Source organism: Bacteroides sp. 2201st1_D9_2201SCRN_220225, assembly GCF_040928965.1.
Lineage (GTDB): Bacteria > Bacteroidota > Bacteroidia > Bacteroidales > Bacteroidaceae > Bacteroides > Bacteroides stercoris.
The window spans coordinates 1-25542 of the sequence record NZ_JBCODG010000022.1 but is presented as its reverse complement, the minus strand read 5'-3'; the positions used below and the strand labels follow the sequence as shown (position 1 = coordinate 25542).

19 protein-coding genes and 1 tRNA gene are annotated in these 25542 nt (G+C 45.4%); 4 read left to right on the top strand and 16 right to left on the bottom strand.

Annotated features, from left to right (window positions below; genetic code table 11):
• The 3 genes from AB5903_RS09280 to AB5903_RS09270 form a co-directional block, all read right to left on the bottom strand.
• Window positions 1–1341 carry an MATE family efflux transporter gene (locus AB5903_RS09280; RefSeq protein WP_005652303.1) on the bottom strand — a complete coding sequence of 447 codons (1341 nt, stop codon included), beginning with the start codon at window positions 1339–1341 and terminating at the stop codon, window positions 1–3.
• Between the two features lie 275 nt (window positions 1342–1616).
• Window positions 1617–2852 carry a pitrilysin family protein gene (locus AB5903_RS09275; RefSeq protein WP_272710593.1) on the bottom strand — a complete coding sequence of 412 codons (1236 nt, stop codon included), beginning with the start codon at window positions 2850–2852 and terminating at the stop codon, window positions 1617–1619.
• A gap of 54 nt (window positions 2853–2906) precedes the next feature.
• Window positions 2907–3746, bottom strand: coding sequence for a peptidylprolyl isomerase (locus tag AB5903_RS09270; protein WP_016660763.1), 840 nt, complete (start codon window positions 3744–3746; stop codon window positions 2907–2909).
• A 92-nt stretch (window positions 3747–3838) separates the two neighbouring features.
• On the opposite strand from AB5903_RS09270, the gene AB5903_RS09265 reads away from it, so the two are divergent.
• Complete coding sequence (locus AB5903_RS09265) at window positions 3839–5263, top strand: sigma-54 dependent transcriptional regulator (RefSeq protein ID WP_272710595.1); 1425 nt, start codon at window positions 3839–3841, stop codon at window positions 5261–5263.
• Window positions 5264–5732: 469 nt separating this feature from the next.
• Here AB5903_RS09265 and AB5903_RS09260 read toward each other — a convergent pair whose 3' ends face one another.
• From AB5903_RS09260 to AB5903_RS09245, 4 genes are all read right to left on the bottom strand, one after another.
• Window positions 5733–8270 carry a prolyl oligopeptidase family serine peptidase gene (locus AB5903_RS09260; RefSeq protein WP_368117807.1) on the bottom strand — a complete coding sequence of 846 codons (2538 nt, stop codon included), beginning with the start codon at window positions 8268–8270 and terminating at the stop codon, window positions 5733–5735.
• Between the two features lie 22 nt (window positions 8271–8292).
• On the bottom strand, window positions 8293–8964 hold the full coding sequence (locus AB5903_RS09255) for an RluA family pseudouridine synthase (RefSeq protein WP_005652323.1): 672 nt from the start codon (window positions 8962–8964) through the stop codon (window positions 8293–8295).
• A 92-nt stretch (window positions 8965–9056) separates the two neighbouring features.
• Window positions 9057–9803 carry a 3-oxoacyl-[acyl-carrier-protein] reductase gene (gene fabG / locus AB5903_RS09250; RefSeq protein WP_005652328.1) on the bottom strand — a complete coding sequence of 249 codons (747 nt, stop codon included), beginning with the start codon at window positions 9801–9803 and terminating at the stop codon, window positions 9057–9059.
• A gap of 28 nt (window positions 9804–9831) precedes the next feature.
• Entirely contained in the window at window positions 9832–10416 is a 585-nt protein-coding gene (locus tag AB5903_RS09245) for a TetR/AcrR family transcriptional regulator (protein WP_004288944.1), read from the bottom strand.
• A 231-nt stretch (window positions 10417–10647) separates the two neighbouring features.
• Here AB5903_RS09245 and AB5903_RS09240 point away from each other — a divergent pair.
• Both AB5903_RS09240 and AB5903_RS09235 read left to right on the top strand, forming a co-directional pair.
• Window positions 10648–10720: transfer RNA gene (locus AB5903_RS09240), tRNA-Met, on the top strand.
• 135 nt (window positions 10721–10855) lie between these two features.
• The gene (locus tag AB5903_RS09235) at window positions 10856–11620 is read left to right on the top strand and encodes a LuxR C-terminal-related transcriptional regulator (RefSeq protein WP_195658232.1); all 765 of its coding nucleotides are present in this window, start codon (window positions 10856–10858) and stop codon (window positions 11618–11620) included.
• A gap of 33 nt (window positions 11621–11653) precedes the next feature.
• Here AB5903_RS09235 and AB5903_RS09230 read toward each other — a convergent pair whose 3' ends face one another.
• Both AB5903_RS09230 and AB5903_RS09225 read right to left on the bottom strand, forming a co-directional pair.
• Window positions 11654–11956: a TIGR04076 family protein gene (locus tag AB5903_RS09230; protein ID WP_195658231.1), complete on the bottom strand. Its 303-nt coding sequence runs from the start codon at window positions 11954–11956 to the stop codon at window positions 11654–11656.
• Between the two features lie 76 nt (window positions 11957–12032).
• Complete coding sequence (locus AB5903_RS09225; protein WP_165438851.1) at window positions 12033–12617, bottom strand: phosphoglycerate mutase family protein; 585 nt, start codon at window positions 12615–12617, stop codon at window positions 12033–12035.
• A 136-nt stretch (window positions 12618–12753) separates the two neighbouring features.
• On the opposite strand from AB5903_RS09225, the gene AB5903_RS09220 reads away from it, so the two are divergent.
• Window positions 12754–14805, top strand: coding sequence for a 3'-5' exonuclease (locus AB5903_RS09220; protein WP_195658230.1), 2052 nt, complete (start codon window positions 12754–12756; stop codon window positions 14803–14805).
• 149 nt (window positions 14806–14954) lie between these two features.
• Here AB5903_RS09220 and AB5903_RS09215 read toward each other — a convergent pair whose 3' ends face one another.
• From AB5903_RS09215 to AB5903_RS09185, 7 genes are all read right to left on the bottom strand, one after another.
• Complete coding sequence (locus tag AB5903_RS09215) at window positions 14955–15167, bottom strand: IS3 family transposase (protein ID WP_195658229.1); 213 nt, start codon at window positions 15165–15167, stop codon at window positions 14955–14957.
• A 381-nt stretch (window positions 15168–15548) separates the two neighbouring features.
• On the bottom strand, window positions 15549–15731 hold the full coding sequence (locus AB5903_RS09210; protein ID WP_195658228.1) for a helix-turn-helix domain-containing protein: 183 nt from the start codon (window positions 15729–15731) through the stop codon (window positions 15549–15551).
• Window positions 15732–16045: 314 nt separating this feature from the next.
• Window positions 16046–18328 (bottom strand): glycoside hydrolase family 3 N-terminal domain-containing protein, encoded by a 2283-nt coding sequence (locus tag AB5903_RS09205; protein ID WP_229127172.1) that lies wholly within the window; start codon window positions 18326–18328, stop codon window positions 16046–16048.
• 68 nt (window positions 18329–18396) lie between these two features.
• Window positions 18397–19653, bottom strand: a complete 1257-nt coding sequence (locus AB5903_RS09200; protein ID WP_368117806.1) for a hypothetical protein — start codon at window positions 19651–19653, stop codon at window positions 18397–18399.
• Between the two features lie 40 nt (window positions 19654–19693).
• On the bottom strand, window positions 19694–21370 hold the full coding sequence (locus tag AB5903_RS09195; protein ID WP_272710610.1) for a SusD/RagB family nutrient-binding outer membrane lipoprotein: 1677 nt from the start codon (window positions 21368–21370) through the stop codon (window positions 19694–19696).
• Between the two features lie 36 nt (window positions 21371–21406).
• Entirely contained in the window at window positions 21407–24601 is a 3195-nt protein-coding gene (locus tag AB5903_RS09190; protein WP_272710612.1) for a SusC/RagA family TonB-linked outer membrane protein, read from the bottom strand.
• A gap of 18 nt (window positions 24602–24619) precedes the next feature.
• Window positions 24620–25447: a family 16 glycosylhydrolase gene (locus AB5903_RS09185; RefSeq protein WP_195658224.1), complete on the bottom strand. Its 828-nt coding sequence runs from the start codon at window positions 25445–25447 to the stop codon at window positions 24620–24622.
• Window positions 25448–25542 lie beyond the last annotated feature (95 nt).

The following is a 25542-nucleotide window of genomic DNA, read 5'->3' as shown; positions in this document are numbered from 1 at the left end:
TCATCTCGTCCTCGTTTTATAGCGGAAGCGCAGCCACAGCATCACCCCGGCACTGGTCAGACCGAACGGGAAAGCCATCCACACGCCGACCAGTCCCCAGCCCAGCACAAAACCGCAAAAATATCCTACGGGCAAAGATATAATAAAATAAGAAATAAATGCAATAACCATCATCGGCTTTACATCCGATATGCCCCGCAGCGCATTGGCAAAGTTGATTTGCAGTCCGTCACCAAACTGATAAATCAAGAAAGGGAAGAACAAAGAGGCTACCAGCGCCGAAGCCTCTGCGCTATCCGTAAACCAGCCGCCCACCTGTCCGCGCATCACAAAAACGATGCTCATAAGCACTACTTCCATAGCCATTATCAGATGGAAACCCGCAAATGTGGAGCGGCGTACATTCTCCATATCGTCTTGCCCCTTGAAATTGCTGACACGCACCGCCACCGCTGCACCCATACCGTAGTACATCATAAACGTGAATTGCGAGATGGTCAGCATTATCTGATGGGATGCCAAAGCGATAGTGCCCAGCCAGCCCACCATGATGGCGCTAAGGCTGAAAGAGGCCGTCTCCATTCCCATCTGCAAACCGACAGGCCAGCCCAGTGCATTGAGTTTCTTGAACACCGGAAACGACCATCCCATGCGGGAGAACCCGATCCGGTAGCGGATAAAGCGGCGACCGCGCAGCACAATCAACGCAAACACCACCACCATCATAATACGCGAGAACAACGTACTGATGCCTGCTCCCAGCAACCCCAGCTCTGGGAAGCCCAGTTTGCCGTTGATAAGGATATAGTTGCCTATGATGTTCAGCGTATTTCCGCCCAGCAATATCCACATGGCGGTCTTCGTATCTGTGATTCCGTCCGTAAACTGCTTGAAGCCGTTGAACAGCATCACGAAAACCAGCGAAGCAAGCAATACCAGGTAATAAGGTTTTATCAAAGGCATCAGTTCCTCGGGCTGCCCCAGGCGCTCCACGTTGAAGTAGACCACCGTCATGATAAACGTAAGGAGCAATGCCACCAGGACATTCGCCACCAAACTGCAACGCAACGCCTGCCCCGCTTCCGCAAAGCGGCGGTTGCCGTAAAGACTGCCCACGATAGGCGTCAGCCCGTAACTGAAACCGGTACTGAAAATGATGCAAAGCGTAAATACATTGTTTACGAAAGAAGCTGCACCCAACTCCTCGGTACTGTGATGCCCGATCATCAGAGTATCGGCAAAACCGAGAATAATTACTCCCACCTGTCCGATAACAATGGGAAGTCCCAAAAATATCAACGCTTTATAATGCTGCTTATAGCCGGCTATCCAATTCATCATCTTATTGTCTAAAATTTGTTTCAAAGGGAGAAACCATTGTTCCCCTGACGGGAAACCAGAATTTCCTTAGTAAGAAACCAAAGTTTCCCTAATGGGAAACGGGAGTTCCCCCGACGGGAAACGGGAGTTTCCTCAATGGGAAACTGAAGCTTCCTCAACGGGAAACCGAAGCTTCCTCAACAAGGAAACCGAAGTTTCCTTAACAGGGAACTTTCGTTTCGTCAAACGGCGCCCTTCCCTTCCTGCAAAGAGACGAAAAACGCTCCCTTTGACTGTCATTTATCACTCTTATAATATAATACTACGGCATTGCTTTCGCAGAAAGTACGCTGCGCCACAGTATGCAACTGCTCCGTCGTAACGGAGCGATAACGCTCTACTTCAAGGTCAATATCTTCCGCCTTTCCCGTCAGCTCGAACCAGGCAAGGTTTGTGGCTACGTTCAGATAGTTGATATTGCCGAATATCTGGGTAGATTCAAACTTGTTCTTAACCTTCTCCAGCTCCTGCCCGTCTACCGGAGACCGCTGCAACTCTTCCAGTTCTTTACGGACGGCAGCTTCCGCTTGCTCCAACGACACACCTGCCGCAGGCTTACCGCTGATTTGCAGCAGACCCGCATCACGCGTACCGCTGATGTACGCGTCGATACCGGAAAAGATATTCTGTTCCTGTACCAAGCGGCGGTTCAAACGGCTGGAACGTCCGTTGCTGAGAATATCGGACAGAATATCGAATGCGTAATAATCCGCACCCTCGCGACTGCACATGTGATAGCCCATGAACAAGGCGTCCAGCGGCACGTTTCTTTCTACCGTCAGCCGGCGTTCCTGCGTTTGCTCCGGCTCCTGCGGCAATTGCCTCACCGGAACGTCCCGCCGGGGTATGGGAGCAAACCACTTCTCGGTAAGCTTAACGGTTTCATCCCATGAAATGTTTCCCGTCACTGCCAGCACTGCATTGTTCGGAGCATAGAAACGGTAGAAGAAACTCTTCACCTCGTCCAGCGTGGCTTGCTCTATGTGCGAGAGTTCCTTGCCGATAGTAGGCCAGCAGTACGGATGCACCCGGAATGCCAGCGGCCGGAACAGATGCCCCACATCGCCATACGGCTGGTTAAGGCAGCGTTGCTTGAACTCTTCCATCACTACACCGCGTTGCACTTCGAGGCTTTGCTCGCTGAAAGCCAGCTCCAGCATACGGTCGGACTCCAGCCAAAAGGCTGTCTCTACGTTCGGCTTCGGAACGGTGAGGTAGTAATTGGTTATGTCATTATTGGTCCAGGCATTGTTTTCTCCCCCCGCCAACTGCAAAGGCGTATCGTAATCGGGAATATGCGCCGAACCGCCGAACATCAGATGCTCGAACAAATGGGCAAAGCCGGTATGTTCGGGATGCTCGTCGCGCGCACCGACATCGTAAACGATGTTCAGCGCCACCATCTGCGTGCTGGTATCCTCGTAGTGTACCAGCCGCAGGCCGTTGGGGAAACAATGCTTATTTATCTTCATACTTGTGTGACAGGGCGAGGCTCTCTTCCCAAAGGTTTGACGCAATTCTGTTTATCAGTCAATCACAGTCACCTTCTCAATCTTCACATCCTCTTCCGGACGGTCGCTGCGATCTGTCTTTACCTGTTGTATCTTATCTACCACATCCATGCCTTCAACGACTTCGCCGAACACGGTATATTCGCCGTCCAGATGCGGTGTGCCGCCTACAGTGGTATATGCCTTTACCTGTTCCGGCGTGAAACGGAACTCCGGTTCGCCGGCCACCTGAGCCTCAGCCTGCGCGATAAGCGTGTCCTGCAGATTCATCAGCCCTTCCTGGTCACCGTCCTTACGCATCTTGTAGATTTCCTTCATGTGCTTCTGCGCCAAAGCATTGAAAGCATTGTTCAGGCGTGCCTGGTTCATCTGATGTTCCATGCCGAGAAGCGTAGAATCGTTATACACCTTTCCGGTCACGATATAGAACTGACAACCGGACGATTCCTTCTTCGGGTTTACATTATCTCCCTGACGAGCGGCAGACAGCGCACCTTTCTTATGGAAGTATTTCGGGTAGACAAACTCCGCAGGAACAGTGTATCCCACATCGCCCGCTCCCAGCATCTTGCCTTTCGGGGCATTCTTCGATTCGGGGTCGCCCGCCTGTATCATGAAGTCCTTGATGACACGGTGAAACAGCGTACCTTCATAAGTACCTTCCTCGGCCAGCTTGATAAAGTTATCGCGATGCTTCGGCGTTTCGTTATACAGTTTCACGATGATGTCACCCGCACTTGTCTCAATCTTCAACTTCGTTTCTTTTTCCATATTTCCGTCTTTCTTTTGTCCCGGTTTGCAGGCCGTCAGGCCGCACACCAGTATGGTTAATAATACAATGAGATTTCTTTTCATCTGTCTTTTTGTTTAATTTAAGCCTGCAAATATACTAAAATCGGACAAAACGATTTACCTTTGTGCCATAAAAGAGATAAAAAGCAGAAGGGATGAAATCCATATTAATCGTAGAAGATGATATCACTTACGGCATGATATTGAAAACATGGCTTGGCAAAAAAGGATTCCAAGTCAGTTCGGCAAGCAGTATAGCCCGTGCCCAGAAGCATATCGAAGCCGAGACGGTGGACCTGATACTGTCCGACTTGCGCCTGCCCGACCGCGACGGCATAGATTTGCTGAAGTGGCTGGGAGAACATTCCCTGCACATCCCTCTTATCATCATGACGGGCTATGCCGACATACAGTCTGCCGTGCAGGCCATGAAACTGGGCGCATGCGACTACATTGCAAAACCCGTAAACCCCGACGAGTTATTGAAGAAAATGGATGAAGCCCTGAAGTCCTCATCCGTTGCTTCGGAACAGACCATGCGTTCGACCCAAACAGACCATGCGTTCGACCCAAACAGACCGTCTGTTTCGTCCAAACAGACCATGCGTTCCGAAAGCAATGGGAATTCCTGCCGGAAAGGTGCAGAGAACGCTTCATCCGACTACCTGGAAGGCGAAAGCGATGCCGCCAGGCAACTTTATAATTATGTGAACCTGGTTTCTCCCACCAACATGTCCGTCCTCATCAACGGGGCCAGCGGAACAGGCAAGGAGTACGTGGCGCAACGCATCCATAAGTTGAGCCGCCGCGCCAAACAGCCGTTCATAGCCATTGACTGCGGAGCTATCCCCAAAGAGCTGGCGGCTTCCGAATTCTTCGGCCATGTAAAAGGTTCCTTTACCGGTGCGCTGACCGACAAGACGGGCGCGTTCGTTGCTGCCAACGGCGGCACTATCTTTTTGGATGAAATAGGCAATCTCAGCTACGAGGTGCAGATACAATTGCTCCGCGCCCTGCAGGAACGTAAAATACGTCCTGTCGGCTCCAACAAGGAGATACAGGTAGATGTGCGCTTAGTGTCCGCCACCAATGAGAATCTGGAACAGGCCATCGAGAAAGGGACTTTCCGCGAGGATCTCTACCACCGCATCAATGAGTTTACCCTGCGTATGCCGCAACTGAAAGACCGCCGCGAGGATATCCTGCTCTTTGCAAACTTCTTCCTGGACCAGGCAAACCGTGAACTGGACAAGCACCTCATCGGCTTTGACGAAAAGGCATCCAAAGCTTTATTGGAATATCAATGGCCGGGCAACCTGCGCCAGATGAAGAACATCGTCCGGCGTGCCACCCTTTTGGCGCAAGACAAACTCATCACCCTGAACGAGCTTAGCGAACTGAAGAGTCCGGTAGCCCCATCCGCAGCAGGTATGCCTCTCCGTAACGAAGAGACCGAGAAGCAGCAGATAATCGAAGCCCTGAAGCAGACAGGATATAACAAAAGCCGCGCCGCCCAACTGCTGGGGATAGACAGAAAGACACTTTACAACAAACTTAAATTATATGGAATAGAGTTATAACTGTGGAAAAACTCCACACTCTATTCCACACTTTCCACACCGCTTCCACACATCTTCACACCCCTGCGCACCTTCACAGTAAAAATAGCGTGCTAATCTGCAATGACTTACCGTTTCCACCCTCACTCTGGCACGTCATTTGATATATATATTGTGTGAAGTTTAACTCCACAACATCAAAGTAGAATCTACCTAAACCAAAACCGAATAAATATATTAACCTAATTAAAAACAAGTAAAAAACAAAAAACTAGTATTAGTAGCAGCCCTGTTTATGTTTGTTTGTGACGGATCGTTCTTGGCCTGAGCACAGATGCAAACGGCCAAGAGCATCCATTTCACAACTTCATGTGCCGAATAACAGTAAGCACACTGACAACAAAAAAGCCGTTTCCTCCTTGTCTATTCCGGGAAACGGCTTTTTGTCGTAATAAAGCAGTGAGGAACTTTTTCCTCTTATCTTAATATCTTACCAATGTCTTTCCGGGTAAAGGTCGTTCCACCATGCCGGACTATCTTGCAGCCAACGTGCAAACCATGCCATAATAGAGTTGTGCCACAACTCGCGCTTGGGATAATCACTGATGAAATGATTCTCACCGTCCACCGTTATGAACTCAACCGGCTTACCCAATATCTTCAAGGCATTGTACAACTGAATACTTTCGCCGATAGGCACATTCGTGTCCACCGTACCATGCAACAGCAACAACGGGGTCTTGATTTTATCCGCATTGAACAATGCTCCGTGTTTGGTAAACAAATCGGAATTATTCCACGGATAGCTCCCGGCAGCGGCAACGGAGTTGTAGGAATAGCCCCAATAGCCCTCGCCCCAGTAACTGGTCACGTTACTGATGCCCGCATGCGAAACGGCAGCGGCAAACAAATCCGTCTTGGTCTGCAAGTACATCGTCATAAAACCGCCATAGGATGCTCCGATACAGCCGATACGCTTGTCGTTGACAAACGGATGCGCGGCGCAGAACTTCTTCGTGCCCTCGATGATTTCATCGGCAGTGCGTTCTCCCCACGCATTGACATGACGGGCGGAAAACTCCTGACCGTAACCGATAGCCCCGCTGGGCTGGATAACATAAACCACATAATCGCGTGATGCAAACAATTGCGCACAATAAGGCGAAGTGATGCCGCGTGTGGTAGGTGTAGTCCCGCCGTAGTAATAAACGATAAGCGGATATTTCCTGTTCGGGTCGAAAGCCGGCGGCAGGCATATCATACCCTTAATCTCCGTACCGTCTTCCGCCGTGAAGTTCCACTCCTTCATTGTGCCCATATCTATCTTGTCCAAAACGGACTTCATCGGATTGGCAAGCAAAACGGATGTTTTCTTCTTCACATCATACGTATAGGCAACTCCCACACTGGCATTGCCACCACCGACATAGGCGGCAACCGCAGGATTGTACTCCGCCAGGTCGAAGGAAGAAATCACATCTTCCTGAAGCGGCAGCATTTCAAAACTCTCCGTCTTCGGCACATAGCGATAGATATGTCTGCAATCTTCGTCCGTTGTATTGAAGTAGATACAGCCGTCTACACGGTTCCACTGCAGGAAGTCGACGGCAGGATTGAAATCGCGCGTGATGGGATTAACCTTTTTCGTGGCCTTGTCCACAATGAATGCCTGAGTATCGAAATCATTGGCGATGGGATGCTCGCCGCAGTTTTTCCCTATTCCGTCAAAAGCCATCGGACTGCCGATTACCAAAAGCTGTCCGCCATCGGGAGAGTAAGCCGCCCTGTTTACATAAGGGTTCCACGCCACCAGCGTATCCGCCTGCAACGTAGCCAAATCCAGCTCGAAGATGGAAGTAAGCGAGAAAGGACATTGAGTGATATTCGATTTAGAGGTGGAACACAAGAGTTTCTTGCCGTCAGAGGATATATCATTCAGATAAACGGCATGGCTGCCGTAAGTGAGACGTTCGGAAAGTCCGGTGACAGGGTCGTACCTAACGAGATAGTTGCGGGAACGCGCATCGGGAATCCGGTCGTCGGGATGCAGCAGCCGCTTCAAAGGACCGCCTACCGCTTCTCCCTTATCATCCGGAGAGTAGATAAGATAGTCTTCTGCAGGCGACCATGCAAAATATCCCTCGGGAACATCTTTCAGCAACACTTCCTCGCGCATGGTAGCAGGGTCGAACACAACCAAATCATTCCGTTGCCTGCCTGTTACGGTATAATAAAGCTTATTGCTGCGGGGCATCCAACGCATTTTCTCATCGGCAGCGGGCAGTATCACCCTGCCTGTCTTCAGTTCGGTCAGTTCACAACGTGTCCTTGAGCGCTTCAACGAGTAGTTATCCGCATAGCAGGCAAGCAGATATTTGCCGTTCGGAGAGAGGCTGACCGAGCGCACGCGACTTCCGAAAGCCGTATTGTGCAATGCGAAACGTCTTTTCAAATCGGGTGCGAGCCGGTAACCTACATCGGCAAACTCCTTATCTTTCTCAAACTCGCACTTCAATACGGGAACAGCCTTATCGGCAGCCGTCGACAACAATTTAACGACTATCTCATAATCCGTTTCCGGCTCCAGACGCAGACTGAGTACCGAAGGAGCAACCTGCGACAAGCTATCTTCCGCAGTTGTTTTAGACTGTTTGGAAACACCATTCACAAACACCTCGAAACGCGCGGGAGAGTAAATATTCAACTTTCCTTTCATAAAGCGTTCCGCACGCAGATGGGTGGCAAACAGATAGAACAGATTATCCTTATCGGCTTTCTCCACCCGTACATATCCTGCGGTATCCGCCGTGATACGTTCATAAGGACGCCCGTCGAAGTCAAGACTGATATCGGTTTTCAACAAAGCGTCGGCCGTGAACTTCTCCCCAGTAAAATTGATACTGTCACCCTGGAGCGGAGTACGCACCGCAACGGCAGGACGTACATTGTATTCGGTCACTTTATCCTGTGCCCGAACTGCAAGCGCAACAAGCAGGGACAGTCCCGAAAGAATCAGAATCTTTTTCATTGAATTTGTTATTAACAGATTATCAAACCATTTCAAAGCCATTCCATAGATTACCGGCAGGGACAGGGGCTTCCACCTCTATCAGCTTCTTGGATACCGGATGTACAAAGCGCACAAAGCGCGCATGCAGACAAATGCTTCCGTCGGGATTGGAACGGGGAGAACCGTACTTCAAATCTCCCTTAATGGGACATCCCATTTTTGCCAACTGACAGCGTATCTGATGATGCCGCCCCGTTTTCAGGTCTATTTCCAGCAGATAATAGTTCTGCGACCGGGCTATGAGCCGATAATGCAAAATCGCTTTCTTGCTGTTCGGCACTTCCTTATCGTAGGCATAGCTCTTGTTTTGCTTCTCATTACGTACCAAATAGTTCACCAACTCACCCTCTGACTCCCGAGGGCGGTTCTTCACCACTGCCCAATAGGTTTTCTTCACCTCACTGTTCCTGAACATCTCGTTCAGACGGGCAAGTGCCTTACTCGTTTTGGCAAAAACAACAAGACCGCTTACGGGGCGGTCCAAACGGTGTGTAACACCTATAAAGACATTGCCGGGCTTTTGGTATTTCTCCTTAAGATACAGCTTTACGGTTTCCGAAAGCGGCGTATCACCCGTCTTGTCTCCCTGAACTATCTCGGAAGCGGTCTTGTTGACTATAATGATATGATTGTCTTCGTATACGACAGTCATTTATTTAGCGATTAGTGATTAGCGATTAGTGATTAAAAAACTGAGGTTAGCGGCTGGCAATTCTCACTAACCGCTAACCGTCAATCACTATTTTACATGTTCATACCACCGTCTACCTGAATTACCTGTCCTGATACATAAGAAGACATATCAGAAGCCAGGAAGGTAGCAATATTGGCAACGTCTTCGGGAGTACCGCCACGACGCAAAGGTATCTTCTTGCACCATTCGGCTTTTACTTCTTCGGACAGCGCATCCGTCATAGCCGTCATAATGAAGCCCGGAGCAATAGCGTTGGCACGGATGCCGCGAGAACCCAGTTCTTGTGCGATAGACTTTGCCAATGCAATCATACCGGCCTTAGAAGCAGAGTAGTTTGCCTGGCCTGCATTACCGTGAACACCTACTACAGAAGCCATATTGATAATGCTGCCGGCTTTCTGGCGCATCATAATCGGAGTACAAGCGTGAATGAAGTTGAAAGCCGATTTCAAGTTCACGTTGATAACCATATCCCATTGCTGTTCGGTCATGCGCATCATCAGACCGTCACGGGTGATACCGGCGTTGTTTACCAAAATATCAATGCGACCGAAGTCTGCATGGATAGCCTCCACCACTTTGGCAGTATCTTCAAAGCTGGCAGCATTGGAAGCATACGCTTTGGCCTTTACGCCCAACGTTTCGATTTCTTTAGCTGTAGCTTCAGCATTTTCGTCAATCACCAGGTCGGTGAATGCTATATTAGCTCCTTCTTGAGCGAACTTTAAAGCAATAGCCTTACCAATGCCGCGAGCGGCGCCGGTTACAATGGCTGTTTTTCCGTCTAATAATCCCATACTGTTTTTAATTATTGATTAAATGTTTTTATGTTCTATGCAATGCGCCAAACACGAGGTTGACAACGTATTTGTCGCGGGTTTCATCATCCAACTTTGCACCGATATGGCCACGGATATAGGGCACTTCAATCCCTTTTACGCAATAATGCACCAACTCGGCAGTCATGTCAATATCGTCTATTCTGAACACGCCTTTCTCCACTCCTTCGCGCAATACATCTTTGAACAGCAGTATCTCCTTGGCATCAAAACGCTTACGTACCTTCTCTACCCGCCAAATGTCGCGAAAGAAATTAGCCCGGAGCGTCCCATTACGGAATACCACCTCTTTCACTGCATCCAGACGCGTGTATATCATTTCAATCATCTTCTCGTCCGGCGATATATTCTTCTCCGCCACACGCTTCATCATGTCCGAAAGCATATCCAGTTCCGATTCGACAACAGCCATATAAATATCTTCCTTGCTCTTAAAATAGGTATAAAGCGTTCTCCTACCTTTTTTAGAAGCGAGGGCAATATCATTCATCGTGGTATTCTCAACACCCATTTTAGCAAACAACTGACGGGCTACATCCACTAATTTAGCTTTTGTCTTCGATACGGCCATAGACTAATTGCACATTGCTTAATAATTTGTGCAAAAGTAAGACATTTCCGCATATATCACAAACAAAAGCACATTTTATTAACAATAAAGCCAATTAGCAAATAAAAATATTTGTATTTTATCAGCCTATTTATCAACCAATTATGTATATTAGTGCATTTCTTATGAAAAATAATCCGGCTTTTATTTGCAAATTCAAATAAAAGTCGTACCTTTGCACTCACAAAACATCGCGGAGTGGAGCAGTTGGTAGCTCGTTGGGCTCATAACCCAAAGGTCGTCTGTTCGAGTCAGGCCTCCGCAACTAAAAAAAGATCGCTGATTCAGCGGTCTTTTTTCATTTTATCGGGTCAACGTAAAAATCCTCATCTATTGACCCCTCATTGCTGAGAAAAGCAAATGAACATAGAAATTCAAAAAAATCGTTTACCTTTGTTACATGGCTACCAATAAGATAACTCCCGAAGAATTATGGGCAAGACAGCAGATCAGTCCGCTGGATGTGGACTATGATTTATGGAATGAACGCAGGGCATCTATACAGACATTCTCACGAATGAGCCAAAGTTGCATCTTTACGGTAGATGTTTTCAAAGAACGATACGATTTTGCATCCGATAACTTTGCTACTATTTTCGGATATAACCCTACATGGATAAAGACGATTCAGAAACAGGGGAATTTATTGGAAGAACGGATTCACCCGGACGACCGGGCACAACTCATCGAACACCAGATTGAACACGGGCAGTTCATCTATTCACTTCCGCAGGAACAAAGAAATGATTATCAGCAGATATTCCAAATTCGTATGCTGAATGCCCGGCAGGAATATGTGAATGTAATCAGTCGCCACCAAGTGATTCAGAAAGACAAAAATGGAAAGGCATGGATGATTATGGGAGTGGTGGACATTGCGCCTGACCAAACACCTATGGAGCGAATCAGGCGGACGGTTATAAATCGGAAAACGGGTGAGATACTTCCAACGGCAGTTGTTCCGGCAAACCAACAATTAACCAAGCGGGAAAAGGAAATACTTTTATTAATCCGACAAGGATTTTTGAGCAAGGAGATTGCTTATAAACTGAACCTTAGCATTTACACGGTAAACAATCACCGCAAGAATATATTGGCAAAATTGAATGCCGATAATGTGATCGAAGCTATCAACCGGGCGGAAAGTTCTGGTATTCTCTATTAGCTGAACACTGGCATTTTATCCTAATGCACATCATTATTCAATCACTTCAATATAAAAACTAACAGGACGGAAACCATCGTTACACGAAATCATGGCCGAGTGCGGATTCTTCATCCAACCGTCATAAAAGTTACCGCCTCCATTGGCTAATTCCGTAACAAAATAGCGCATTGAGCCCCATGCGCTTTCACACAGTCCTTCCGGTTTCTGCCCATCGACTGAAATAAAAGTTGTACCTTCTTCAATATCACAAGTGTGTTCAATAGGATTTTCGTACATAGCCGACAAATCGCGATGTTGCACCTTTCTTATAGCTGTTATTCTAATCTTCTTCATTTTCAATATTACCACATACGATATGTACAAGGTTAGTCATTTATGGTATTGCAGGGCTACTTTAAACATATTTCTATTACGGCAACCAATCTAAGCTATTTGTCAGCGGATTGGTTTCTCTCCATTGTTCCAGTTCTTCGTAACTGCGAACCCCACCCACGAAAACAGCATGGTAAATTTCTATGCCGGGAATCTGCACACCGTCCGGCACATCGAATTTTATTTGAAGGATGGTTTGCTTGATTTCAGGGGTAAGTCGGTTCGTAATGGCAGCAGTTGCTCTTTCAACCACACCATCGTATTTTGAGCCTTTACGAATATGAATCATGTCGAACTTCCATGTGTTCCTGTCTTCATCCTCGTAGAGAACATGCCATTCGATGCACTCTTCTTCTGTCTGAATCAGATTATTATAGTGGATTTCCTTTAAAGAAAGCCGTTCGGCAAGTTCCTGCATCACAGAAAAGCTGGCTGCAATATCCAATGTATCGGTATAGATATGCAGGTCTATATCCCTACTCTTTGCCAACAGACCGGATTTGAGTGAGCCTACCAGATGAACGGTTGCCCCAATACGTTCCCATGCCGGGATAATACCGGTATGTTCCAGTATTTTCCAAGCGGTTTGCTGATTATACAGGGCGAGTTCAAGAATATCCATATCGTTCATTTTAAGTGTGCAAAGATACAAAACATATGGATATATAGCTATAAATAGCCATTTCCTATCCTACCCAATTGCAGTAATTTTGTGCACCGTTCGTGACTCTATTTTCATCCTTTAGCAATAAATTACTATGGTATTCAATCAAACAGAGAAGCAAGAAAGAAGCTATTTGCAGCAAATAATCAATCGGCTGAAGCAGATAATCAGCCATACCGATGTGTCCGTGAAAGACCATGTAGATACATTGGCGGAGTACAAAGACTACCTTTGGAATAATAAAGATATTGATCCACATGAGATACGCTCCATGCGTGAAAGCATCCTGAATCATTTTGCCATAGGCGAAAGTGTAATTGACAAACGCCGACGGCTTGCCCAAATAGTGGATATTCCCTACTTCGGACGAATCGACTTTCAAGAGAAGAGCGAGAACCGTCCGATAATCCCTGTTTATATCGGTATCCATACCTTTCACGATACTGAAAGCCGGACAACCGTGATTTATGATTGGCGGGCGCCTATTTCGAGTATGTTCTATGATTACGAATTGGGCGAAGCATCTTATCAATCCCCATCGGGAGAGATAAAAGGGGATATTTCGTTGAAACGCCAATACCGAATCCGAGCTGGAAAGATGGAATTCATGATCGAAAGTGCGCTGACCGTTCACGATGATATTCTGCAAAAGGAACTGAGTGCTAATGCGGATGATAAAATGAAGAACATTGTTGCCACCATTCAGCGGGAGCAAAACCGGATTATCCGTAATGAGGAAGCCCGAACGCTCATCATTCAGGGGGTGGCAGGTTCGGGTAAAACTTCTATTGCCCTGCACCGCATCGCCTACTTGCTATATGCTTTTCAGGGTAGTCTTTCTTCAAACGACATCTTGATTATTTCTCCCAATAAGGTGTTTGCCGATTACATTTCCAATGTGCTACCCGAACTGGGCGAAGAAACCGTACCCGAAACCAGCATGGAACAGATACTTTCCGAAGTACTGAATCACAAATACAAATACTTTAGCTTTTTTGACCAAGTGAATGAATTACTGACAAAACCAACACCGGACTTTATCGAGCGAATCGAATATAAATCATCTTTCGATTTCATCGCCAGTCTGGATCGCTTTATTTTGTACATCGAAAACCACTACTTTAGAGCAGAGGATGTGAAGCTAACCAAACATATCACCGTCCCGGCTGAATTTATCGAAGAGCAATTCCACCGTTTCAACCGCTACCCCATGCGCCAACGGTTCGAGGCAATGACGGATTATATTCTCGATATGATGAAAGTACAGTATGCTTTTACTGTGACGACTGCCGAGCGGAATTTCCTTAAAAAAGAAATCAAGCGAATGTTTGCCGGAAACAATGACCTGCAAGTCTATAAAGATTTCTTCGCATGGATAGGTAAGCCGGAACTCTTTAAAATGCGGAAGAACCGCATACTTGAATATGCCGACATAGCACCACTGGCGTACCTGCATATCGCTTTGGAAGGTGGTACAAAGAACTATGTCAAGCATTTGCTGGTAGATGAAATGCAAGATTATTCTCCAATCCAGTACAAGGTGATGCAAAAGCTATTCCCTTGTCGGAAAACGGTGTTGGGAGATACCAGTCAGTCGGTCAATCCTTATGGCTCATCTACTGCGGATATGATTCAGAAAGCCCTTATTATGGGCGAGATAATGAAACTATGCAAAAGCTACCGTTCTACTTGTGAAATCACAGAGTTTGCACAGCAAATACGGACAAATACCGAACTTGAACCTGTCGCACGGCATGGAAAGAAACCGCAAGTATTACAATTCGATAATGAGAAAGAAGAGCTGTCTGCCATTGAAAATTTAATAGTTACTCATCAGGCATCCGCTTACAAATCACTTGGAATTGTCTGCAAAACCGAATCGCAAGCTTGTGAAATGGCAGAGAAACTACAAATTCCTGATATTCATTTCCTATCAAATCAAAGTTCGGCTTTTGTACAAGGTATCGTTATCACCTCTGCACACATGGCAAAGGGTTTGGAATTTAATGAGGTGATTATCCCACAAGTAGATGATAAAAATTATCATTCTGAGATCGACCGGAGTATGTTATATGTGGCAGCAACAAGAGCAATGCACCGTTTAACGCTGACATATAGCGGAACAAAACACACGCCATTCATCTGAGTTTTCGACTTACTCTATTGGCGTACAGGGATTGACCTCTATATTTACCGTCACGCGCACAGCAGAGTAGCTTTCAGAGATAAGAACAGAAAGACATAAGAGGTTAATCCCACAAGAATTATAACTGATCCAAGAGAGATGAAAGGGATTCAGTAGCTTTTAAGCCCCAAGTCGCCCATAAGCCTTCGGATGCTCTTATGGTTTAACATAAAACCACGGTTATGCATCTCCGCTGTCACACGACGATAGCCATAGCATCCCTTATACTCATGAAAAAACAGTTTAATCAATTCCTTTTCATTAATATACCTGTCAGCAGCTTTAAGGCACTTCAGATGGTAATAGAACACAGAACGAGCCATCTTTCTTGATTCCAATAGCAAGTCAAGAGGATAATCCGACCTTAGTTCGTCAATGATCTGAGCCCATTCAGAAGTGCTTGGGCTTTCTTTGCCTCGACTAAGGCCTTCGCCTTTTTTAATAGCGCGTTCTCCGCTCTCAGGCGGAGATTTTCAGCCTGAAGCTTCTCAAGCTCAGTTTGTGGTTCTTTTTTCTTTGGGCATCCCATAGGATTTTTCGGTGGCCTTCCTCGGCGTTTGGACGGATCAAGAGCCTCATAACCATACTTGCGTACTGTGCTGACTCAGCGTTGTAGTGCCGTCTTGCCAATTTTGTATTCTACTCTTATATGGGCCAAAGGTACACCTTTTTTCTAATATTAAACGTACGACTTCTTCCTTTAATTAAACCGTAGGACGGCAATGGGGTTGTTGTTCCAGTCCGGAACAGCCATATTTGTCCCACATTCTCACCCATGCCAATATCTGAGTTTTATTGATATGACACTCTTTCGACAAGTGAGCTATTGCTTCTCCTTGTTTTACCCGGCTAACGATGATGAGCCGTTGTTCATAACTGTACTTCATAAAAAACACCCCAAAAGTTTTGTGTCTAACTTTTGGAGTACACTTCATTTTGAAACAGCCTCTTTTTCTTTTGTATACACTACGGCTTGACGGCTTTGATGTACCCCCCAAAAAAGGCAATAAGCTGATAAAAAAACAAGGCTTGCTGTCCCTTTTTTACGTGACTATGCAATGGAAGTGGTTGACCAACTAGAAGAAAACAAAAAAGGCTTAAAAAGAGAGGTGCACAAAATAAATATCAGACGCAGATGATACGAAATAAATCCCCTATTTTATCTGCGTCTGAAGTTTGATATAGAATCTGTAGAATCTACTTAGCGATTCGGTGTATTCCACTGATAGGTCTCACTACATTGGATATGAATCAGCTGATTACCCACCTGTATTCTGAATTCACCAGCCTCCAGTATCCAGCGACCATCACTTCCTACAAACGCCAAGTCGCTGGCCGGAATCTTCAACGTCACCTGCTTAGTTTCACCTGGTTTCAGTTCCACTTTTTGAAAAGCGCGAAGACGACGATTTTCAGGTGTCAGGGAAGCCACCATGTCACGGCTAAACAACATCACTACCTCTTTGCCTGTCCGCTTGCCGGTATTGGTTACATCAACCGTAAACGTCAATTCATCCTGCACATTGAAATCGCTATGACTGCAAACTAGCCTACTGTACTCAAAAGTTGTATAACTTAATCCATAGCCAAAAGGCCATTGCACCGAAATGACAGCATCATAATCATAAGCTCCTTCCATCTTATCCATCTCTTCACTGACACGATAATCATATGTTGTCAGTTCTGCTTCATGACGCGGATAAGTATAAGGCATCTTAGCACTAGGATTAGCCTCTCCAGACAAAATATTCGCCAATGCATTCCCTCCGAAATTACCGGGTAGCATTATATGGATAATGCCTTGAGCTAAAGGCTCCAAATCATGGATAATACGGGGACGTCCTTCATTCAACACCAATATCATGGGTTTGCCTGTAGTCGCCAGTGCTTTCACCAAATTACGCTGATTTTCAGAAATGGCCATTTCAGACAGATTACCAGGAGTTTCACAATAGGAGTTTTCACCAATACAAGCAATGATAACATCTACCTGATGGGCAGCAGCTACCGCCTTTGCTATTTCGGGCGTATTTTCTTCAGTATACGTTCCTTCAGCCACATAAGTAACCCCTTGCTCCAAACGAACATGATCAGCACCAAACTCCTGACAGATTGCCTCATAAAGGGTATTGTATTTACTGGCAAAACGGTCAGCCAAATGCCCCTGCCAAGAATAACTCCAACCTCCATTCAGGCAACGCATAGAATGAGCATTAGGACCTGTAACCAATATCTTAGTACCTTTCTTCAGCGGAAGAATCTGATCTTTATTTTTCAACAGAATTTCCGATTCCTCGGCCGCCTTTAATGCCAACTGAGCGTGTTCTTCACTTCCCAACAAAGGATAATCAGCCATAGGTGTTATGGGCTGTTCAAATAAGCCCAAACGAACCTTAAGGCGCAATACACGACGCACCGCATCATCAATACGCGCCATGGAAACTTCATTCTCCTCCACTAATTCTTTGAGTAACGTACAATAGCCCAAATCATAAGGTTCCATCGCCATATCAATCCCTGCATTGACAGCCATTTTGATAGCTTCTTTCTTGCTGGCAGCCACATGCTCGCGAGTATACAGGTTATTGATATCAGCCCAGTCAGTCACCAGCATACCATCCCATTGCAGGTCTTCCTTTAGCCACTTGGTGAGCAGTTCATGGTTGGCATGCACAGGTACTCCGTTGATAGAACCGCTATTAACCATGATGGTCAAAGCGCCGGCTTCCACACAAGCCTTAAAGGGCGCAAAACATTTCTCACGCAGTTCGGATTCAGAAATATAAGCCGGCGTACGGTCTTTTCCTGTACGGGCCGAACTGTATCCCATATAATGCTTGACAGAGGCCGCGATGCGATTGGCTGGAATATGATTCGGTTCGTCACCCTGGTATCCCAAAATAGACTGGCTTCCCATGACCGCATTGACCAAGCAGTCTTCACCAAAGTTCTCCCAAATACGTGACCAGCGCGGATCACGAGCCATATCTACTGTAGGAGAAAAAGTCCAGGGGCAACTACCTGCCCGGGTTTCATAAGCCGTAATACGAGCCGCTTCGTAAGCCAATTCGGGATTAAACGAAGCTGCTATATTGATATTCTGTGGGAAAAGGATACCATCCAATGTATAGGTAGTACCATGAGTCTGATCTAATCCGTAAATACAGGGAATACCTATTTCTTTCATAGAAACTTCCTGAATCCGACCGATTATCTCCTGCCATTTAGCCGCTGTTTGTGCCACAGGACCGGGAGCATTCAGTACAGAACCTACCTTAAACTCTGCAATGGCCTGTTGTAATTTCGATTCATCCAACACAAACTCACCATTAACAAAACTACCTAACACATCAATAGAAAGCTGAGTCATCTGACCTATCTTTTCATCAAGTGTCATCTTTGAAAGTACCTGTTCTACCTTCTCTTCTACCTGAACATCCGAAACAATGACTGGTGCCGGGGTCTGCTGATGGCATGAAGCCATCAGCAGAATAGAAAACAATACCATTGTCTTTCTAAATTTATTCATAACATTTTATGTTTAGAGTTTACTTACATAACCGCAATCATATCTACAAAATAGCCGTGACCTACACAAAGGAATCCACCTTCATTCAGAATCATATCCAATACCGGCTGAGTAAGAACAAGCTCCTTTACCCCATTTTCATTAAAATCAAATGCGGCTGTGCCCGGCAAATCGTTCCAATAAGTGGAAACTGTACGCATCTGATGATACTCATCCGAAGCCTGAATAGAATAATGAATATACAGCGTAGCCCCTGCTTTTATCTCAGCAAAGACTTCCCTGCCAATCAGATTAAACGTTTTATTAGGGTTGTCATCCGGTAAATCCCAAGACACATAGTGATGTCCTTTCCATAATACTACCATAGACGAAACAATGACTGTGCACTGTTCTTGGCTGCCTTTTTCAGAATAAAACAAGACTGGCTCTCCATCAACTGTCATGCCGCTCAACGTGTATTCGCCATCAGTCAGTTGCGGAGCAGTCAGTACAAGCTGTACATCGGACTGCTCTATAAATTCAGTCACCGTCTGTTCCCCCAAAGTAAGGGATTTGATTTTACTCAAATTGATACCGGATAACGTCCATTCTTTTCCTGCAGTCATCCGGTCAGCTCCAGAAATAACCAACGACTTACGGCTCACATTCACTTTGTCGCCTCCGAATTCCTGACCATCCGCATCCAATAAAATAATGCGATGCTCCCCCTCGGTCACTTCTTGCGGCACTTGATATTCCAAATACATACCCTGATCATCACTGCCCTGTACCAAACGGGTCACTGTCTGATTAGCAATCACAATCCCTGTTACCTGTTCCAAGTGATGTCCATACAGACGAGCTGTACATCCAGGAGCGATAATCCGTTCATGTCCTATCTGAATAGCCCAAGGGTCCTCTTCCAAAGGATTGACCTGCACCAAACCTTCCCGAAATGTCGATTTACCCTGTTCGGTAGACACATTCACCCGCAAATGATACGTACCTGCTTTCAAGTTCATGTCAATGGTGACACCTTGTGCCACCTCAACACCATCCAGTAACCAACTCACGCTACAGTAGTCGGCAGGAGTCACTGTCAGAGTCATTGTGAAATTAGTATCCCGATTCATATTCACTACTACTGGCAGTTGCCCATCTGTCTTATCTGGAAACGTAGGATCTAAAATACGAGGGTCATCGTAAGCCGTAATCGTAGAAAACGGTTCTTCACCCTGACAAGCTGTAAAGCATATCTGAACTGCCAACAGCAATAACCATGTGAAATATATCTTTTTCATTCGTCTTTCTTTTTATAAAAATTCTACATACTTCTATAATTTATTTATCCCACCATAACCGGGTGTTCCAACTGTCAGTTCCCCCCATACGCTGAAGCGCCTCTTCATAGCCAACTTTATTATACGAAGCCTCCAATACAGGATAACACAATCGCACCGGAATTTCAGCACCACCTGTCAGAAACTGGCCAAAGCCGTATTCTGCCGGAGATTTCAGTTTTGGATAGCCGGAACGACGCTGATTAGCCCAACATTCTGCCGGATTGGTAAAATGAAGAATCCAAGCCTGGGTATGAATACTGGCCAATTTTTGTTCATCGGTGTAGCCTATACCGTTCTTCGCCATATACACATTAAACTCCACTTCGTCAACTGCCGCACAACCATAACGCTGTGTCAAAAAATCGATGGCAGCTCTGACCCCTTCCGCATAGAAGGACTCAACATCCTGACTCATGCTTCCAAGATTCCAATTCTTCAAAGCGGCCTCAGCCAATAAGAAGCGAGTCTCGGCAAAAGTCATCACTACACCTGGATTATCCCCCTTCAAGAAATTATTTGCCAGTTTTGGCTCCGTTTCACGAGCTACACTAACTTCAATGGCCGGATTATTTTCAGCTAATGCCTTCAGTACGTCGCTGTCATAACCAGCAGGCCAGGGTTCCCAAGAATAGGCTCCGGGGTCACGCGGCTGGAAAGCAATGCCCTTGCTCAGCATTTCATCGGTCAAATCAATTCGATTGTCAGGACGGGTAGCACTCATCAAACCATCATAATAACAACGGCTCAACATAAACGTACGCGGATCACTGGTAGAATAAAGTTGGTTGAACAAGGTAGAGCACAGGTAACTGGGATTATTGGCCGGGTCATTACCAAACAACAACTGTGACAGCGCATTGCCACGGTAATCGGAATACGCTTCCTGGCCAAAGCTGAAGGCTACATCCATATATTTGATAAGAGCCTCATCATCGGCACTCTCAAAAATACCTCCCTCGGCAGCAAGCGCCGCTTCAAACTCCTGCCGGGCTCTTTCCGGAGCCACATTGGAAATACGCATAGCAAAACGCATACGCAACGAGTTGGCCAGTTTCTTCCATTTCTGAATATCCCCCCCATAAATCACATCACCTGTAATGGCATCCTTCGAAGCACTCAAAGCCTGTTCGGCTTGACTCAGATCATCAAAGAAGCTCAGGTAGATTTCCTCCTGCGTATCATAGCGGGGGGTAAAGATGCCCTCCAAAAAGCCCTTCCCAGCCTCATAACAGGGTACATCACCATAAATATCAGTAATAATAGACATCAGATAGACACGATAGATAGTCAGTGCCGCATGAATATTCGTCTTTCCTTCGTCCGTTGCCGTACGACATTGGGCATCAGTCAGATTCTTAATAGCCGCGGTATAGAAAGTAGTCCAAACACGGCTCATCTCACTGTTATCAAGGGTATGCCTGCCACCGTAATTCGTTGTGTTCCAGCACCCCATCAGTTGTTGGGTAAAACCATACAAATAGTTACGATAGATTTCCACCATCCCCAAATCGCCATAAGTCTGCAACTGAGCTGTAGTAAGCTGTGCATTCGGGTCAATGGTTTCCGCCTTCGACGGATCTGTATTCATATCCTCCATATACTGATCGCTACAAGAAGTAAAGCCGAATATACAGGCCAGCAAAACCCAGATTAAATAAGATATTTTGTATTTCATTGTTTCTATGCTTTAGGTATTATCATTCAAGTTTACTTAAAATTTCACATTCACATTGAAACCATAGCTTCTACGTGAAGGCAAAGAACCATATTCCAATCCCATACCGGTGGTATTATTGTAATTAGAGTCCGGATCGATATTCGGAACATTCTTCCATACGATAAACGGATTACGCGCCACAAAGGACAGAGTAATTCCTTTGACCACTTTTTTCAGCCAAGTCTCGGGAAGACGATAGCTCAAGGTAATTTCACGGCATTTCACGTAACTGTTGTCATAGATAAACATAGCCGGTGCATTTCTACACACACTCATCCAGTAGTCTTCCGGATTGATGTAGATATCATTCGGACGATACGTACCATCGCCATTATCAATCACACCAGGAGCCACAAAGCCACCTGTCGGTTTCCAATTGGCCGAACCTTTAGGGAATCCGGCAGCCTGACGCTGTTCTTCCGAACGATACCATTCATCGCGACCGGCCAGGGTCTCCTTGGCCTTACCTGATTCATAAGACGCACGGGCAGACATGGAATAAAGGTCAGCTCCTACTTTGATATCAAACAAAGCTGAAAGAGAAAGATTCTTATAGGTAAATGTCGTTAAAACACCCCCAGTCCAATCCCAAGAAGCATTACCCAACACATGATTGCTCTTATCATACTGCGGCAAACCCGTACTCGGATCAATCAGAATTTCACCCTGTTCATTCCGTTTGAAGTCAGGACCTACAATAGAACCGAAATTTTCACCCACCTTAGCAGCCACCTGAACATCCAGCCAGGGAGCTTTTTCCAATTCAAACATATCCATATCATCGACCAGACTCTTCACCTTGTTGCTGTTCTTAGAGAAATTCACGTTCAAATCCCAAGAAAAATCCTTCATTTGCACAGGACGCGTATTTAAAGCTATTTCAATACCCTTATTTTCTATTTCACCGGCATTAATCAGACGGTAATTATACCCTGTAGTCCAAGAACTGGCCATACCCATAATCTGGTTCTTACTGTTTTGCTTGTAATAAGTCACATCCAGTCCAATACGGTTATTCAGGAATTTCGTTTCCAGACCAATTTCAAACGAATTGGTTTTAGTAGGTTTCAGATTACGGTTTGGTAAGGTATTGTTATTGATATATCCTATGGTAAAACCTGGATAAGTAAATTTCGACTTGGTATAGACCAATCCCAATTGATAAGGGTCCGTATCACTACCCACCTGTGCCCATGACATACGCAACTTGCCATAAGGCATCCGACTGCCTAACTTCAAGAATTCAGAGAACACAAAACTACCTGAAAACGAAGGATAGACATATACATTATTACCAGTAGGCAAGGTAGACGACTGGTCACCACGCAGGGTAGCATCCAAATAAAGCATGTGTTTCCATCCCACATTCACAGCTCCATATACCGAATTGATCTGTTTGCGGTAACTGCTTTCCTCAAAACTAGTTTCATTAAAGCTCATCAAAGCTACCACATCTCTAATTTGCATATCCTGAGCAGTAGTTACCCCCGTTTCATTATTGACTTTATACACATTTCCACCCAAGGTAGCATTGAAATCAAAATCTCCCCAGCTGTTATTATATAAAGCCAATAATTCAAAGTTGTACATCCGATTACAGAATTTGCTGCTCTGCAAACGGCCAGCTTCATATCCAGGCGTAGTAGGAGCTTTGAAATCATCAAAGTTAAACCAGTTCATTTCAGCACCTACCGTACCTTGTACCTTCAAATGAGAATTAATGTTCCACACAGCCTTTCCATTGAAACGAAACTGATCTTTTTTGGAACGGTTGAAGTTCTTGTAAATATCCCAATACGGATTGACATTATACGGGTCCATCCCATTCCAATTGGCATAATTACCATTCCCATCTTCATATGTTTTCAGCCAAGCCTGATCATAGGTAGTAGCCAACGTCATCAGATTCTTTCCTACATTCGACTTACTGTCGCCCAAAGCCGGACGATTCTTCACGGCTTCCCGAGTATAATTGGCACTGAAATCAAAATCTACCTTCCCCATGGAAGTATTGGTACGCAGATTAAAGATGTCACGGCTCATATTAGTTTCAGGCACAATGTCCTTGTTGCGCATATCTGTAAAGGTGAAACGTAATCCTGTATTTCCGCTATGGGCACTAATGATAGCCGAATTGGTAGCAGTCAGACCCGTACGAAAAAAATGGGACGTATTGTCAGGAATGATCTGATAAGGACGGGATACCCCATCAAAATAAGTCACCATATTGCTTCCATCGGCTTTGGCACCCCAGCTTTTATTCGTATTTGAAACAGCATCAATGCTATATGTTCCATTACTTCCCATACCATAGATTTCCTGTACATCGTCCCACTTAGCCAACTGGGTATCAAAGGTCAACGTTCCATTATACTCCACACTGAACTTATCCTTATTGGCTTTTTTAGTAGTAATCAAAATCACACCATGACTGGCACGGCTACCATACAAAGCCGAAGCAGCAGGACCTTTAAGTACCGACATATTCTCAATATCATCGGGATTGATACTAGAAATACCATCTCCCAAATCAAAGCCTCCGGCATTACCGGCACTTCCATAATTGGTGTTGTCCAAAGGCACCCCATCAATTACATAAAGCGGCTGGTTATTGCCCGTCATCTCCGTGCTACCACGCAAAATAACACGCGTAGAACCCGAAGCGCCACCGGCAGTCTGACTCACCACTAGTCCCGGTACCCGTCCAGCCATGGAGTTAATCACATTCGTTTCCTTGGCTTTAGTCAAAGCATCGCCTTTTACCTCATCTACTCCATAACCCAATGCCTTACGTTCTCTCTTGATGCCCAATGCAGTAACCACGACTTCGCTCAACACTTTGCTATCTTCCTGCAACTCAATTTTCAACGGAGAATTTTCCACCTTCACCTCTACCGTTTTATAACCAATATAGCTCACTATCAATGTAGCATTGAAGGCTACATTCAAACTGAAATTTCCATCCATATCCGTAATGGTACCATTGCTAGTATTTCCTTTTTCAATCACAGAAGCACCGATTACCGGACCTAAGACATCACTCACTGTACCTGTCACTTTTTTGACTTGCTGTTGAATCATTTCCGCACGTTCCACTGGAAATGCAGCATGCACTGGCAGAAAACTGCCGCATAAAGCCAGCGACAATGTGCCACCACAAATGGCTAATTTAAAATTCGTTGTTTTCATTGTTAATCATATTTAAGATTAATAGACTTTTATCCAATCCACATACATGTGCGCCTTCTCCCCTTCACGCAAAGCAGAAATTTTCTCTTTATCAGTAATATTGGGGAATGCCCCACCCACTGCCAGATTAAAAAGCACATAACATTCATCTTGGAAAAACTCATGCCGTCCGCTTACTTTGCTAATATCGAACGTATAAAAAAGAACCTGGTCAATCCAAACAGACAGTTTTTGTTCAGTCCATTCCAACGTATAGAGATGATAAGTTCCATCTTGTAAACTATGAGCCACATTACCTGCATAATATTCCTGACGATGAGTTTCCACACTAGATCCGTAATGAATGGCGGTATTCAGATAGGTTTCAGAAGTACCGTTAATTATTCCGTTCTTCTCTCCCATTTCCATGATATCTATTTCACCGCATTGCGGCCAAGGTTTTTCATTATCTCCCATCATCCAGAAAGCAGGCCAAAGCCCATTGGCCGTCTTAGGCAAACGAATACAGGCTTCCACCTTACGATGTTTAAAACTCATTTTTCCTTTAGAATGAATGCGTCCTGAGTAAATCTGGCCATTTTTATGCTCGGCTGTCAATATCAGCACGGTCTTATCACCATCCTTACCTACCGTTACATGTTGTTCATCATAAGCCTGCAACTCCTGGTTTACCCATCCGGGGTCTCGCACTTCCTTCGTCCACACCTTTTCATTAAACGAATCAAAATCATCTTTAAAGTAACATGTTTCCTCTATTCCATCCACCCAGTCTGAATCTTTTTCGGAAGCACAAGCATGAGGCACCAAAACAATAAACATCAAAAACAAAAGTTTTACATTTTTCATAAAACAGAAATATTTAAAGGTGAGTTCTATCAATTCAATTTATCCTCTTGTATCAGACAGCAGAACTCTTTAACTGCCCAATTTGTGAGCTTTAG